This window comes from Stappia sp. (assembly GCF_040110915.1).
In the GTDB taxonomy this organism is placed as follows: domain Bacteria; phylum Pseudomonadota; class Alphaproteobacteria; order Rhizobiales; family Stappiaceae; genus Stappia.
The window spans coordinates 3299820-3314569 of sequence record NZ_CP157793.1 but is presented as its reverse complement, the minus strand read 5'-3'; the positions used below and the strand labels follow the sequence as shown (position 1 = coordinate 3314569).

Here is a 14750-nt window from a genome sequence, read left to right as displayed (position 1 = left end):
GCCTCGCGAGATCGGGCAAGACTGGTGCGGCGCCGGGCGGCCGCGTAGAGTGCGCTCCCCGCGCGGCGCTGCTCGCGGCGCGCCGGGGCTTCCTGTTTTTTGCGAAGGATCCGTTCCATGACCGAGACCGCGTCCGCCCCGACTTCCGGCGCCCCGAATGCGAAGACCGCCGGCCTGCCGCCGGCGGTGGCCGCCAGGATCTGCCGGCGCATCGCGGAGGATCTGGCGTGCCGGCCCGAACAGGTGTCGGCAACGGTGGAGCTGCTGGACGGCGGGGCGACGGTGCCCTTCGTCGCGCGCTACCGCAAGGAGGCGACCGGCGGGCTCGACGACACGCAGCTGCGCACGCTGGAGGAACGGCTCGGCTATCTGCGCGAGCTCGAGGACCGGCGCGCGTCGATCGTCGCCTCCATCGACGAACAGGGCAAGCTCGACGACGATCTGGCAAAGAAGATCGCCGCCGCCGACACCAAGGCGCAGCTTGAGGATCTCTATCTTCCCTTCAAGAAGAAGCGGCGCACCAAGGCGCAGATCGCGCGCGAGGCGGGGCTGGAACCGCTCGCCGACCGGCTGCTCGCCGATCCCTCCCGCGATCCGCAGACGGAGGCCGCCGGCTTCCTCGACGCGGACAAGGGCGTTGCGGACGAAAAGGCCGCGCTCGACGGCGCGCGCCAGATCCTGATGGAGCGTTTCGCCGAGAATGCCACGCTCGTCGGCCGGCTGCGCGACCATCTGATGCGCGGGGCCGTGGTGCGCTCGCGCGTGGTCGAGGGACAGGAGGAGGCCGGCGCCAAGTTCTCCGACTATTTCGACTATTCGGAAAAATGGGCCGACATCCCGAGCCACCGGGCGCTCGCCCTGCTGCGCGGACGCAACGAGGGCGTGCTGGCGCTCGATCTCGCGGTCGACGCGGAGGACCCCGCGCCCGTGCCGCCGGTGGAGCGCATGGTGCGGGCGGCGGCCGGGATCTCCGACGAGGGCCGGCCGGGCGACCGCTGGCTTTGCGAGACCGCGCGCTGGGCATGGAAGGTGAAGCTGGCGCTGCATCTGGAACTCGATCTGATGACGCGGCTGCGCGAACGCGCCGAGGACGACGCCATCCAGGTCTTCGCGCGCAACCTCAAGGATCTTCTGCTCGCCGCGCCGGCCGGGGCGACCTCCGTGCTCGGCCTCGATCCGGGCATCCGCACCGGGGTCAAGGTGGCGGTGGTCGACGCGACCGGCAAGCTGGTGGACACGGCCACCATCTACCCCTTCCAGCCGCGCAATGACGTCTCGGGCGCGCGCGCCGCGCTGCTGGCGCTGATCGCAAAGCATGACATCGCGCTGATCGCGATCGGCAACGGCACGGCGAGCCGCGAGACGGATCGCCTGGTCGCCGATGCGCTCGGCGACGTGCCGGTCGGCCGGCGCCCGGTCAAGGTGATCGTCAACGAGGCGGGCGCCTCGATCTATTCGGCGAGCGCGCTGGCGGCGCGCGAACTGCCCGACGTCGACGTGTCGCTGCGCGGCGCGGCCTCCATCGCCCGCCGTCTGCAGGACCCGCTCGCCGAACTGGTCAAGATCGAGCCCAAGTCCATCGGCGTCGGCCAGTATCAGCACGACGTCAACCAGACCAAGCTCGCCCGCGCGCTGGATGCGGTGGTGGAAGACGCGGTGAACGCCGTCGGCGTCGATCTCAACACCGCCTCGGCGCCTCTTCTCACGCGTGTCTCCGGCCTGTCGGCGGGGCTCGCGGAGGCCATCGTCGCCCATCGCGACGCCAATGGCGCCTTCGCCAGCCGCCGGGACCTGCTCGCCGTGCCGCGTCTGGGGCCCAAGGCATTCGAGCAATGCGCCGGCTTCCTGCGGATCGCCAACGGCACGAACCCGCTCGACGCCTCGGCCGTGCACCCGGAGGCCTATCCGGTGGCCGAGCGCATCGTCGCCGCCTGCGGACGGCCGCTCTCGGAGGTGATGGGCAATGCCGCGCAACTGAAGGCGCTCGACCCCGAGCGCTTCGTGGACGACACCTTCGGCCTGCCGACGGTGCGCGACATCCTGGCCGAGCTGGAAAAGCCCGGCCGCGATCCGCGACCCGAGTTCAAGACGGCGAAGCTGACGGACGGCGTGGAGACCATGGCGGACCTCAAGCCCGGCATGTCGCTGGAAGGGACCGTCACCAATGTCACCAACTTCGGCGCCTTCGTCGACATCGGCGTGCATCAGGACGGGCTGGTGCATGTCTCGCAGATCGCCGACCGTTTCGTGCGCGACCCGTCCGAGGTGGTGAAGGCCGGCGACATCGTGCGCGTGCGGGTGATGGAGGTCGACATGGCCCGCAAGCGTATCGGTCTTTCGATGCGCAAGGACGCGGGAACGGGCGATGCGGCCGGCGGCCGCCCCGGCGCGGATCGCGGACCGGGTCCGAAGCGCGGGGCGGGGGCGAAGGGCGCGCCCGGAAAAGGCCCGGCCAAGGGGCGGGGGCAGGGATCGGGCCAGCGCGACGCGGGCGGCAATGGCGCCATGGCCGCCGCCCTCGCCGAGGCCTTCAACAAGAAGAAGCGGTGACGGGGCACGCGGCCGGCGCGCCGGTTCACGTCGCCCCGTATTGCGCCTGCATGTAGGTCCAGTAGTTGCCGAGGTGGTGCTGCCAGAAAAAGTCCGACGGGTCGTCCGGATTGCCGCCGGGCGTGGCGAAGAGCGGGACGCGCGCGCCGGCGTCGGTGTAGTTCAGCGACAGTTGCAGGTGCGACAGGGCGGAATCGACAAGGTGTGAAAGCGCCGCTCCGTCAACGGCGGCGGTCTCGCCCGTAGGCACCGGAACGGCCCCGACGGGCCGCGTTTCGGCGGCGAGTTGCGCCTTGAGCGTGTCGGTGAGCGCGCGGGCCTGCAGCTCGGACTGCTTGCGCAGGGCCACGCTCATCGGCTCGAGCGCCGCCTGCAGGGTCGCGAGGCGCGGATCGAGGGTCGCGGGCGGCGTCCCCTCATAGGCGCGCAGCGGATTGGGCGTGTTCAGATCGCTCGGGATCTGCAGCGTGAAGGGCACCTGCGGCACCCATCCCTGCGTGCTCAACACCGTCCAGGCCAACCCGCGCACCCCGGCGATGGCGGCGTAGTCGTTGCCGTAATGGTCGTTGCCGGGCTTCGCAGGGGCAAAGACGTAGGTCTTGGCGGCGGCCTTGGAAATGCTCGCGAAGGGGCCGGAGGCATGGCGCACGAAGGAGGTCAGAAGGGTCGCCAGCGATGCGCCCTGGCTGTGCCCGGTGATGAAGATCTCCGCGTCCGGGTTGGCCGAAAGCGCCAGCAGCGTCAGGAGAAGCGGCCGGTCGGTGGTCAGCAGCATCAGGAGCAGGCCCAGCGTGAAGCCCAGATGCGTGCCGGCGACCACCGCGCTGCCCGCCTCGTCGCGGGCGAGGTGAAACGGGATGTCGATCTCCTTGCCGCCGGCGGGGATCTTCAGATCGAGCCGCGCGTCGACCAGCGGAAACAGCAGGTCGGCCAGAATGCTGGGCGTGGTGTCCACCGTGCCGCGCACGACGATGGCGTGGCGGTTCGGATTGGCCTCGTCGCGCCACACCTGCCAGAGATTGTCGAGCAGCGTCGCCCGGGACGGCGAGAGGATGTCCACCTTCGACCAGCCGAGCGCGGCCGGATCGGGGGTCGGCACGGGGATCGCCGGCACGCCGTAGATCGCCTGCGACAGCGCGAGCATGGCTTTCGCTTCGTCGAAATCGAAACCGGACTGGATCATCTAGCACGCCTTTCGCATTCAAGCCGGTGCAGGTGCACCTCGGACGCGCAGGATAGACCGGAAACAGATCCCATGATTGTAATATTGGAGACTGCACGCAAAAAAGCCCGCCGGAACCCGGCGGGCCTTGTCATTCGGTCGGTATCCGACATGCAGCCGAAAGCGCCTGCGCCCGAGACCGTCCGGCCCCGGGCGTTGGTCCAGGCGCCTCGCCTCCTGACGGGGGCGCCGCAGAGTCTTATTCGGCTTCGTCGGCCGAGCCGGAGTTGAGCAGCGCGTAGCGCTCGGCGCCGATCTTGTCGAGAAGCTCGAGCTGGGTCTCGAGGAAGTCGATGTGGCCTTCCTCGTCGGCCAGCAGATCCTCGAAGATCTTCATCGAGACATAGTCGCCCTCGTCATGGCAGATGTCGCGCGACTTGGCGTAGGAGGCGCGCGCGTCATGCTCGCCGGCGAGATCGGCCTCGAGCACTTCCTTGACGTTCTGCCCGATGCGCAGCGGCGCGACCTTCTGCAGATTCGGGTGTCCTTCGAGGAAGAGGATGCGCTCGACGAGCTTGTCGGCGTGCTGCATTTCCTCGATCGACTCCTCGCGCTCCTTCTTGGCGAGCTTGGTCAGCCCCCAATCGTCGAGCATGCGGTAGTGCAGCCAGTACTGATTGACCGCCCCGAGCTCCAGATAGAGCGCCTCGTTCAGTCGCTCGATGACCTTTTCACTGCCCTTCATGCGAAATCTCCTGAGGTTCCAGCGTCCGGCGATGGGTTCTGTCCGGGCGCGCAATGGGTACAGCTTAGAATTATTCCAAACTTCTGTGAAGGCTTTACGCCGAGATTTCCCCTTCGGATCTTGTGCCCCGCCGCGAGACATGGTGTCGCAAGCCATTGCGGCAAAAGCCGGCGCCTTGTGAACCGGAGGCCGTCCGCTTGCGTTTACCCAGTGTTGGAATTGCAGGGGACCGTGAATGTCTTATGTCATTGCTTATCTGGCGACGGCAGTCGTGTTTTTCGGGATCGACTATGTCTGGCTCACCCGGGTCGCCGGGTCGTTCTACCGCGACCGGCTGGGCGCGCTGATGGCCGACGAGGTCAATTTTCCCGTCGCGGGTGCCTTTTATGCCGTCTATGTGGTCGGCATCGTGATTTTTGCGGTGTCGCCGGCGCTCAAGTCCGGCCAGTGGCAGGACGCGTTGATCTACGGCCTGCTGTTCGGTTTCTTCGCCTATGCCACCTACGATTTCACCAATCTCGCCACCTTGCGCGACTGGCCCGTGGTGGTAACGCTGGTCGACGTGACCTGGGGCACGACGGTCACCGGCGTGTCGGCCTGGGCCGGCTACATGATCACGCGCCAGTTCGTCTGATTCTCCGGAACCGTTCGGGCAACCTTCGGGCTGGCAATCCGCTTGCCTTGACCGCGCCGCCTCGGCCATCCTGCGCGCCAGAAACAGCGCCAGACAGAGCGCAAGGCACAGCGCAAGGCAGGGGAGGGCGAACATGGCCGGAGCGGGCGACGTGGCATTGGTGACGGGGGCGAGCGCCGGGGTCGGGCGGGCCTGCGCGATTGCCTTTCTCAAAGCCGGATACAGGACGGTGCTGGCCGGGCGGCGGGCGGACAGGCTGGAGGAGACGGTTGCGCTTTCCGGCGCGGACGCCGATCTCGCGCTCTGCGTGCCCTGCGACGTGAGCGACCCGGTCGCCGTGGACGATCTCTTCGGCGCCATCGCGGACCGCTTCGGCCGGCTCGACGTCGTCTTCAACAATGCGGGCACCACAGTGCTGGGCAAGCCGGTCGGCGATCTCACCTTCGAGGACTGGCGCAAGGTGATGTCGGTGAATGTCGACGGCGCCTTTCTGGTCGCGCGCGCGGCCTTCAACCAGATGCGGGCGCAGGACCCGCAGGGCGGACGCATCATCAACAACGGCTCGATTTCCGCCCATGTGCCGCGCCCCGGCTCGGCCGCCTATACCGCGTCCAAGCACGCCATCACCGGGCTGACGCGCTCCATCTCGCTGGACGGCCGCCCCTTCGACATCGCCTGCGGACAGATCGACATCGGCAACGCGGCCTCCGACATGACGGCGAAGATGCCCGACGGCGTGCCGCAGCCGGACGGCTCCGTGCGCCCCGAGGCGGTGATGGATGCTGCCCATGTGGCGAGTTCCGTGCTGCACATGGCCGCGCTGCCGCTCGACGCCAACGTGCAGTTCATGACCGTGATGGCGACGAAAATGCCCTATATCGGGCGCGGCTGAGCCGGACATGGCCGGCTGCCACGCCGCGTCCTCCCGGACGTCGCGTGAGCGACGATCCGGGACCGGGGAGGCACGGCCTTTCGATCTCGCGGCGCTTGGAACGCGCGCCCGGTGGCTCTCCGATCCCGGCTTGCCGCTGCGCTGCAGCCGGGATTGTTCGTTTGAAGGAGTGTTAGAGTGGGGGCGGTCTCCCGGCCCATAGATTGCCGGGAGACCGGTGGCAGGCGACCGTTCCGGGATTGGGTTTCCACCCGTCGTCATCAGGGTCCCTGCCGCTTCCTTTTCCCGCTTGGAGAGTTGATGGGGCCTCTGGCTGTCACCACGCCCGCGAACAATCCGAAGCCTGATCAGGATACCACCGCCATGGCTTTTCTGGAACATGCCCCACCCCATGTCGTCGGCATCGATGTCTCGAAGCAGACGCTGGCCGTCTCCGCCTGTCGCGGCAATGCGGCGCGCAGCGTCGCCAACACGACCCGCGCGATCCGCAAGCTCGTCGCCGGCCTGCCTTCCGGCACGCTGGTCGTCTGCGAGCCGACCGGCGGATATGAACGCCTGCTGCTGGTTGAACTCAGGGCCGCAGGGGTCCCCTGCCACCGGGCCGACACCTTGAAGGTCAAGGCTTTCGCACGCTCCTTCGGACGCCTGGCCAAGACCGACGCGATCGACGCCGGTCTGCTCGCCGCCTACGGGCAGGAGCGCTGGCAGCGCCTGTCGCTGCATCAGCCAAGCGGAGACACACAGGCCAGGCTGGCCGCGCTCGTGGCCCGTAGGCAGGATCTCATGGCGATCCGGGTCGCCGAGCTCAATCGGGCCAAGTCTCCGGGCTGCGCGTTGATTGCCTCTTCCTGCAAGGCGCTCCTGCGGACGCTGGACCGGCAACTGGCGGCGCTCGATACAGCCATCGACGCGCTGTGCGTCCGCTGCAGACTGCTTGCCCGGCGCATCGCTCTTTACCGCAGCCTTCCGGGCGTGGGGCCGCGAACCGCCATCGCACTCGCCGCCACCATGCCCGAACTGGGGACGATGACCGGCAAGCAGGCCGCCTCTCTCGCTGGCCTTGCTCCGCACCCCAGAGACAGCGGGACACTCCGGGGCTACAGAAAGACCCGCGGCGGACGCCCGCAGATCCGCTCCCTCCTGTTCATGGCCGCCCTTGGCGCGGCACGCAGCAAGGGCCCGTTAAAGCCCTTCTATCAACGACTTGTCGAAAACGGAAAGAAGAAGCTCGTCGCTCTCACGGCCGTCATGAGAAAGATCGTCGTCATCCTAAATGCACGCATGAGAGACGAACTCAACGCAATGAGTTGATGACGCGGAGAGTGCGGTCTATCTTTGTCGGCAGTCTCGCGCGCGGCTGAGCCGCGCCGCTCACACGGTGAGATGCGCGCGCACGGCGCGCTCCTCCATTTCGTGCGCGTCGCCGGCGAGCACGACCTCGCCCCGGTCCATGACGGCGAAGCGGTCGGCAAGATCGCGGGCGAACTCGAAATACTGCTCCACCAGCACGATCGCCATCTCGCCGGTGTCGCGCAGATAGGCGATCGCCCGGCCGATGTCCTTGATGATCGAAGGCTGGATGCCTTCCGTCGGCTCGTCGAGCAGCAGCAGGCGCGGACGCATGACGATGGCGCGGGCGATCGCGAGCTGCTGCTGCTGGCCGCCGGAGAGATCGCCGCCGCGCCGCCGGAGCATGTCCTTGAGCACGGGGAACAGCTCGAACACCGTGTCGGGCACCTTCCGGTCGCGGCGCGGCAGCACGGAAAAACCGGTCTCCAGGTTTTCCTTCACGCTCAGCAGCGGGAAGATGTCGCGCCCCTGCGGCACCAGCGCGATGCCGGCGCGCGCGCGGGCATAGGGCGTCAGGCGGGAGATGTCGCGCCCGTCCCACAGGATCTTGCCGGACGAGATCGGATGCTGGCCGGAAATCGCGCGCAAGGTCGACGTCTTGCCGACGCCGTTTCGGCCCATCACGCAGGTGACGTGACCCGGCACCGCCTCCAGGCTCACGGCCTTGAGGGCCTGGGCCGCGCCATAGTGGAGGTCGATCCGCTCCACCGCGAGGCGGGCGGCGGCGGTCTCGATCCCGGTCCCGGGCCCGGTCTTTCGGGCGGTCTCGGGGGCAGTCTCGGGGGCGGGGTCAGCGGCCGAGATAGACATCGATCACCCTCTGGTCGTTGGAGACATGGTCGAGTGAGCCTTCCGCCAGAACGGAGCCTTCGTGCAGCACGGTCACCTTCACGTCGAGGGCGCGCACGAACTCCATGTCGTGTTCCACCACGACGACCGAATGGGTCGCCGAAATGTCGCGCAGCAGCGTTGCCGTTGCCGCCGTCTCGGCGTCGGTCATGCCGGCGGCCGGTTCGTCGATGAGCAGCAGTTCCGGGTCCTGGGCGAGCAGCATGCCGATCTCCAGCCATTGCTTCTGGCCGTGGCTGAGGTTGCCGGCGAGATCGCCGCGCCGCTCGGCGAGGCGGATCAGCGTCAGCAGATCGTCGATGCGCGCCGTTTCTTCCCGGGTCCTGCGGTGAAACAGCGTCGCCCAGGGCGTGCGCGGGGCCTTGAGCGCCAGCGCGATGTTGGTCTCCACGGTGTGGCTTTCGAAGACCGTCGGCTTCTGGAATTTCCGCCCGATGCCGAAGCCGGCGATCTCCGCCTCGTCATGCGCGGTCAGATCGATCCCGCCCTTGAAGGTGAGGTCGCCGGTGTCGGGGCGGGTCTTGCCGGTGATCACGTCCATCATGGTCGTCTTGCCGGCGCCGTTGGGGCCGATGATGGCGCGCATCTCGCCGCGCCCGATCAGAAAGGAGAGGTTGTTGAGCGCCTTGAAGCCGTCGAAGGAGACGCTGACGCCGTCGAGGTAGAGAAGCGTGTCGGTCACGGTCATCGGCTTACTCCGCGGCCTGGCGGCTGTCGGTGGACGCGGGGGCGTCCGTGTCCCGGCCCGAGTCGGTCCGTGCGGGCTTGCGCGTTGCGCGCGCCTTCAGGGACACGGCGAGGCCGACGATCCCCTTGGGCAGGAACAGCGTGACGACGACGAAGAGCCCGCCAAGCGCGAACAGCCAGAACTCCGGCAGGGCGGCGGTGAACCAGCTCTTCGCGAAGTTGACGAGGCCGGCCCCCAGGATCGGGCCGATCAGCGTGCCGCGCCCGCCGACGGCGACCCAGATCACCGCCTCGATGGAGTTGGCCGGGGCGAATTCGCCGGGATTGATGATGCCGACCTGCGGCACGTAGAGCGCGCCGGCAAGCCCCGCCATCATGGCCGAGAGCGTCCACACGAAGAGCTTGTAGTGCTCCACACGGTAGCCGATGAAGCGGGTGCGGCTTTCCGCGTCGCGCACGGCGATCAGCACCTGGCCGAGCTTGGAGGAGGTGAGCGCGATGGCGAGCAGCAGCGCGCCGGCGAGCGTCAGGGCGGAAGCCGCGAACAGGCCGGCGCGGGTCGCATCCGCCTGCAGGTCGAAGCCGAGCAGGTCCTTGAAGTCGGTGAGCCCGTTGTTGCCGCCGAAGCCCATGTCGTTGCGGAAGAAGGCGAGCATCAGCGCGAAGGTCATCGCCTGTGTGATGATCGACAGATACACGCCGGTCACCCGCGAGCGGAAGGCGAACCAGCCGAAGACGAAGGCGAGCACCCCCGGCACGACGAGCGCCATCAGCAGCGCGAACGGAAAGAGATCGAAGCCGGTCCAGTACCAGGGCAGGGCGTCCCAGTTCAGGAACACCATGAAGTCGGGCAGCAGCGGGTCGCCATAGACGCCGCGCGATCCGATCTGGCGCATCAGATACATGCCCATGGCATAGCCGCCGAGCGCGAAGAAGGCGGCATGGCCGAGCGAGAGAATGCCGCAATAGCCCCACACCAGATCGAGCGCCAGCGCCAGCAGCGCATAGGTGAGATATTTGCCCATCAAGGTGACGGCATAGGTGGGCACATGCAGCGGATGGCTCTCGGGCAGGGCCAGATTGAGCGCGGGCACGAGGATGGCGAGCGCCACGAGGGCGATCAGCAGGGCGAGGCGTCCGCCGGTCAGCCCGCCGGCAAGATAGCGGTGCATCATGATTCCACCGCCCGGCCCTTGAGCGCGAACAGACCGCGCGGGCGCTTCTGGATGAACAGGATGATGAAGACCAGCACCAGGATCTTGGCGAGCACCGCGCCGGCGAAGGGCTCCAGGAACTTGTTGGCGACGCCCAGCGTCATCGCGCCGAGCAGCGTGCCCCAGAGATTTCCGACGCCGCCGAAGACCACCACCATGAAACTGTCGATGATGTAGGCCTGACCGAGGTTGGGCGAGACGTTGTCGATCTGCGACAGGGCGACGCCGGCGATGCCGGCGATGCCGGAGCCGAGCCCGAAGGTGAGCGCGTCGATCACCGGCGTGCGGATGCCCATGGAGGCGGACATGCGCCGGTTCTGCGTCACCGCGCGCACGGTCAGGCCGAAGCGGGTCGCCTTCATCAAGAGCAGCAGCCCGGCGAAGACGACGAGCGAGAAGACCACGATCCACAGCCGGTTGTAGGTGATCGTCATCTGCCCGATCTCGAAGGCGCCGGACATGAAGGAGGGATTGCCGACCTCCTGGTTGGTGGGGCCGAAGATCGTGCGCACGCCCTGCTGCAGGATCAGCGACACGCCCCAGGTGGCGAGCAGCGTCTCCAGCGGCCGGTCGTGCAGGAAGCGGATGATGCCGCGCTCGATGGCGATCCCGACGAGGGCGGCGACCAGAAAGGCGGCCGGCAGCGCGACCAGCAGCGAATAGTCGAAGAATTCCGGCGCGTGCGCGCGAAACAGGCTCTGGATCACGAAGGTGGTGTAGGCGCCGAGCATCACCATCTCGCCATGCGCCATGTTGATGACGCCCATCACGCCGAAGGTGATGGCGAGCCCGATGGCGGCCAAGAGCAGCACGGAACCGAGCGAGATCCCGAACCACACGTTGCGCGCCATGTCCCAGGCGGCCTGAACGCGCTCGATCCGCTCGATGGCGGCGTTGGCCTGGTCGTGCAGATCGGCCTGGGCGGCGTCGCTGGAAAGCCCGGTCAGCAGCGACAGCGCGTCCCGGTCGCCGCGCGCGGCCAGCACGTCGATGGCCGCGCGCTTGTCCTCCAGCGGCCGGTCGGAGGCCAGAAGCGCGGCCGCACGCGCCTCGCCGAGGGCCGTGGCGACGGCCGGATCGGTCTCGGCGGCGAGGGCCGCCTCCAGCGCGTCGAGACTGTCGACGTCCTGCGCCTTGAAGATCGCGTCGGCGGCGGCCAGCCGGATGGCGGGATCGGGGGCGCGCAGGGTGAGCGTGCCGAGTGCTGTGCGAATGGCCCGGCGCAGCCGGTTGTTGACGCGGATCTTGTCGACCGCGCGGCGCGCGGCGGTTCCGGCGTCCGCGCCGGTCAGCGGATCGGTCAGCCGGTAGTCGCGCCCGTCCCGCGCGCCGACGAAGACCCGGCCGTCGCTTGCGCGGGCGTAGAGATCGCCCTCGGCCAGCGCCTCCAGCACGGGGGCCGCGCGGGGATCGCCGGTCGCGGCGAGCGCGTCGATCTGCGCCTGGGTCTCGTCGAAGCCGCCGCCGGCGAGCGCGTCGACGAGCGGGCGCAGCACCTCGACGTCGGATTTGTCGTTGGACTGGGCACGCGCCGTTGACGGGCCGAGCGCGAGGCTCAGCGCGCAGACAAGCGCCGCGAGGAACGGCAGCAGGAGACGCGCGGCGCGCGGGCGAAACGGTCGGACGCGGTCTGGCGGCATGGGGAGACGGTCACCGGCTTTGGAGAAACGGAAAGGACGATCCGGGATCGGAAGGGCCGCGACGGGCCTTGGCGTGTCATGGATCGGGCGGAACGTCGCGGGGGGGTCGGGGGAGGCGGGTGCATTGCCCGCCTCCCTCCCCCCTGGATGCGACGGCGGGCGTCAGGTGCCCGAGCCGCCGCATTTTCCGGTGGCGGTGTTGAAGTTTCCGCAGGACAGCGGCTTGCGCCAGTCGGCGATCAGGTCCTTCGAGCCTTCGAGGTAGTCGGACCAGGCATCGCCGACGACCATGCCGGAGGTCTCCCACACGATCTCGAACTGGCCGTCGTCCTGGATCTCGCCGATCAGCACGGGCTTGGTGATGTGGTGGTTCGGCATCATCGCCGAATAGCCGCCGGTGAGATTGGGCACGGTCACGCCGATGATGGCGTCGATCACCGCGTCGGGATCGGTGGTGCCGGCCTTCTCGACCGCCTCGACCCACATGTTGAAGCCGATGAAATGGGCTTCCATCGGGTCGTTGGTCACGCGGGTGTCGTCGCCGGTGAAGGCGTGCCAGGCGTCGATGAACTCGGCGTTGATGTCCGTGTCGACGGACTGGAAGTAGTTCCAGGCGGCGAGATGGCCGACCAGCGGCTCGGTGTCGAGCCCGGCGAGTTCCTCCTCGCCGACGGAGAAGGCGACGACCGGAATGTCCTCGGCGCGGATGCCGGCGTTGCCCAGCTCCTTGTAGAAGGGCACATTGGCGTCGCCGTTGATCGTCGAGACGACGGCCGTCTTCTTGCCGGCGGAGCCGAAGGCCTTGATGTCGGAGACGATGGTCTGCCAGTCGCTGTGGCCGAAGGGCGTGTAGTTGATCATGATGTCCTCGGCGGCCACGCCCTTGGACTTCAGATAGGCTTCCAGGATCTTGTTGGTGGTGCGCGGATAGACATAATCCGTGCCGGCCAGCACCCAGCGCTCCACGCCTTCCTCGTTCATCAGATAGTCGACGGCCGGGATCGCCTGCTGGTTGGGCGCGGCGCCGGTGTAGAAGACGTTGCGCTGGCTTTCCTCGCCCTCGTATTGCACGGGGTAGAAGAGCAGGCTGTTCAGCTCCTCGAAGACCGGCAGAACGGACTTGCGCGACACCGAGGTCCAGCAGCCGAAGACCGCCGCGACCTCGTTGACCTCGATCAGCTCGCGCGCCTTTTCCGCGAACAGCGGCCAGTCGGACGCCGGATCGACCACCACCGGCTCCAGCTTCTTGCCGAGCAGGCCGCCCTTTTCGTTCTGCTGCTCGATGAGCATCAGCATGGCGTCCTTGAGCGTGGTCTCGGAGATCGCCATGGTGCCGGAGAGCGAATGCAGGATGCCGACCTTGATGGTCTCCTCGGCCTGCGCCGGGCTGGTGAGCGCCGTGGTGGCGATCAGCGCGCCGACCACGGCCCCAATCGCGAAACGTCTGGACTGGATTTTCATTGGGTTCCCCTCTGTCGCGTCTGTTCTGGAAGGAAGAGACGACAGACGAGGAGATCAAGAACCGTGCCAGCCGCGGTTTCGGAGCGGCCTCGGGACGAAGGTCATTTTCCTAACAAAGCGTTACCTTACGTCCGTCGCCAGGTCGCGCGCGCAAGGCCGGTCGGCCTCGCGGTGCATAATTGTGCGCCGCGAGGATGAATTGCATAAACTTTTTGCAGTGCAATAAATCTGGGCGCCGCCGCCGGGGCGGCCTCAGCGGGCCTCGACCACGCCGGCCTTTTCGTGGGCCGCGATGGTCTCGTCGCTCAGGCCCAGGACCTCGGCGAGCACGGAGCGGGTGTGCTGGCCGAGCGCGGGCGGGGCGACGGTGTCGTCGACCGGCGTCCTGGAGAAGCGCAGGGGGCTCGCGACGCCCGGCACCTCCATGCCGCCGGCATGGGTCATGCGCGTGGCGAGGCCGCGCGCCTTGGCCTGGGGTTCCTCGAACACCTGGTCGATGGTGTTGATCGGCCCGCAGGGCACGGCGGCCGGTTCCAGCGCTGCGATCCACTCGCGGGTGGTGCGGGTCTTGAGGATCTCCGCGACCTGCGGCGCAAGCGTCTCGCGGTTGGCGACGCGGGCACTGTTGGTGGCGAAGGCGGGATCGGCGGAAAGCTCCGGCCGGCCGGCGAGCTCGCAGAAGCGGGCGAACTGCCCGTCGTTGCCGACGGCGAGGATCAGATGACCGTCCGCCGTCTCGAAGGCCTGATAGGGCACGATGTTGGGATGCGCGTTGCCGAGCCGGGTCGGCGGGGTGCCGGAGGCCAGATAGTTGAGCGCCTGATTGGCGAGCGAGGCGACCTGTACGTCGAACAGGGCGAGGTCGATGTGCTGGCCCTCGCCGGTGCGCTCGCGATGGCTGAGCGCGCCGAGGATCGCGACCGTCGCGTTCAGCCCGGTGAGAATGTCGGCGAGCGCCACGCCGACCTTCTGCGGTCCGCCGCCGGGCCTGCCGTCCGCCTCGCCGGTGACCGACATCAGCCCTGCCATGCCCTGGATCATGAAGTCGTACCCGGCCCGCTTGGCGTAGGGGCCGGTCTGGCCGAAGCCGGTGATGGAGCAGTAGATCAGGCCCGGATTGATCTTCGACAGACTGTCGTAGTCGAGGCCATATTTGGTCAGTCCGCCGACCTTGTAGTTCTCGACCAGAATGTCGGACTTTTCCGCGAGCCGGGTGAGCAGCGCGCGTCCCTCTTCCGTCGTGATATCGACGGCGACGGATTTCTTGCCGCGGTTGGCGGAGAGGAAATAGGCGCTCTCGCGGGTGTCGCCCTCCGGCCCCTCGATGTAGGGCGGGCCCCAGCCGCGCGTGTCGTCGCCCGTGCCGGGACGCTCGATCTTGATCACCTCGGCGCCCATGTCTGCCAGCGTCTGGGTCGCCCAGGGCCCGGCGAGCACGCGGGAAAGGTCGAGGACGCGCAGATGCGACAAGGGGCCGGTCATGAGGGATCTCGCTGAATGATGTGAGAATTTGGCGCAAGTGGTAGCCCGCCTGTGCCGGGGCGTCCAATGACTTAGCGGAGAAAC

The 14750-nt window shown here is 68.0% G+C and carries 12 protein-coding genes; 4 read left to right on the top strand and 8 right to left on the bottom strand.

The features are described from left to right. The first annotated feature begins 117 nt into the window (after nt 1-117). On the top strand, nt 118-2550 hold the full coding sequence (locus ABL312_RS14790) for a Tex family protein (RefSeq protein ID WP_349358172.1): 2433 nt from the start codon (nt 118-120) through the stop codon (nt 2548-2550). 25 nt (nt 2551-2575) lie between these two features. Here the strand turns inward: ABL312_RS14790 and ABL312_RS14785 are convergent, their stop codons facing one another. Next, the gene (locus ABL312_RS14785) at nt 2576-3733 is read right to left on the bottom strand and encodes a hypothetical protein (protein WP_349358171.1); all 1158 of its coding nucleotides are present in this window, start codon (nt 3731-3733) and stop codon (nt 2576-2578) included. Nucleotides 3734-3971: 238 nt separating this feature from the next. Further along, nucleotides 3972-4457, bottom strand: coding sequence for a bacterioferritin (gene bfr, locus ABL312_RS14780; protein WP_349358170.1), 486 nt, complete (start codon nt 4455-4457; stop codon nt 3972-3974). A 235-nt stretch (nt 4458-4692) separates the two neighbouring features. Here bfr and ABL312_RS14775 point away from each other — a divergent pair, with 235 nt between their 5' ends. The 3 genes from ABL312_RS14775 (at nt 4693) to ABL312_RS14765 (ending at nt 7294) form a co-directional block, all read left to right on the top strand. Continuing rightward, nucleotides 4693-5091, top strand: coding sequence for a DUF2177 family protein (locus ABL312_RS14775; RefSeq protein ID WP_349358169.1), 399 nt, complete (start codon nt 4693-4695; stop codon nt 5089-5091). A gap of 133 nt (nt 5092-5224) precedes the next feature. Next, entirely contained in the window at nt 5225-5983 is a 759-nt protein-coding gene (locus ABL312_RS14770) for an SDR family oxidoreductase (protein ID WP_349358168.1), read from the top strand. Between the two features lie 363 nt (nt 5984-6346). Further along, nucleotides 6347-7294, top strand: a complete 948-nt coding sequence (locus ABL312_RS14765; RefSeq protein WP_349357457.1) for a transposase — start codon at nt 6347-6349, stop codon at nt 7292-7294. Nucleotides 7295-7354: 60 nt separating this feature from the next. Here the strand turns inward: ABL312_RS14765 and urtE are convergent, their stop codons facing one another. From urtE to ABL312_RS14735, 6 genes are all read right to left on the bottom strand, one after another. Continuing rightward, the gene (gene urtE, locus ABL312_RS14760; RefSeq protein ID WP_349358167.1) at nt 7355-8143 is read right to left on the bottom strand and encodes an urea ABC transporter ATP-binding subunit UrtE; all 789 of its coding nucleotides are present in this window, start codon (nt 8141-8143) and stop codon (nt 7355-7357) included. After that, nucleotides 8124-8870: an urea ABC transporter ATP-binding protein UrtD gene (urtD, locus tag ABL312_RS14755; protein WP_349358165.1), complete on the bottom strand. Its 747-nt coding sequence runs from the start codon at nt 8868-8870 to the stop codon at nt 8124-8126. The genes urtE and urtD overlap by 20 nt, the downstream gene beginning before the upstream one ends. A gap of 4 nt (nt 8871-8874) precedes the next feature. Continuing rightward, nucleotides 8875-10044: an urea ABC transporter permease subunit UrtC gene (gene urtC / locus ABL312_RS14750; RefSeq protein ID WP_349358164.1), complete on the bottom strand. Its 1170-nt coding sequence runs from the start codon at nt 10042-10044 to the stop codon at nt 8875-8877. Next, nucleotides 10041-11723 (bottom strand): urea ABC transporter permease subunit UrtB, encoded by a 1683-nt coding sequence (gene urtB, locus ABL312_RS14745; protein ID WP_349358163.1) that lies wholly within the window; start codon nt 11721-11723, stop codon nt 10041-10043. Before urtB ends, urtC begins: the two co-directional genes overlap by 4 nt. 162 nt (nt 11724-11885) lie before the next feature. Continuing rightward, nucleotides 11886-13184 carry an urea ABC transporter substrate-binding protein gene (gene urtA, locus ABL312_RS14740; RefSeq protein ID WP_349358162.1) on the bottom strand — a complete coding sequence of 433 codons (1299 nt, stop codon included), beginning with the start codon at nt 13182-13184 and terminating at the stop codon, nt 11886-11888. Nucleotides 13185-13436: 252 nt separating this feature from the next. After that, nucleotides 13437-14666 carry a CaiB/BaiF CoA-transferase family protein gene (locus tag ABL312_RS14735; RefSeq protein WP_349358161.1) on the bottom strand — a complete coding sequence of 410 codons (1230 nt, stop codon included), beginning with the start codon at nt 14664-14666 and terminating at the stop codon, nt 13437-13439. Nucleotides 14667-14750: the final 84 nt, after the last annotated feature.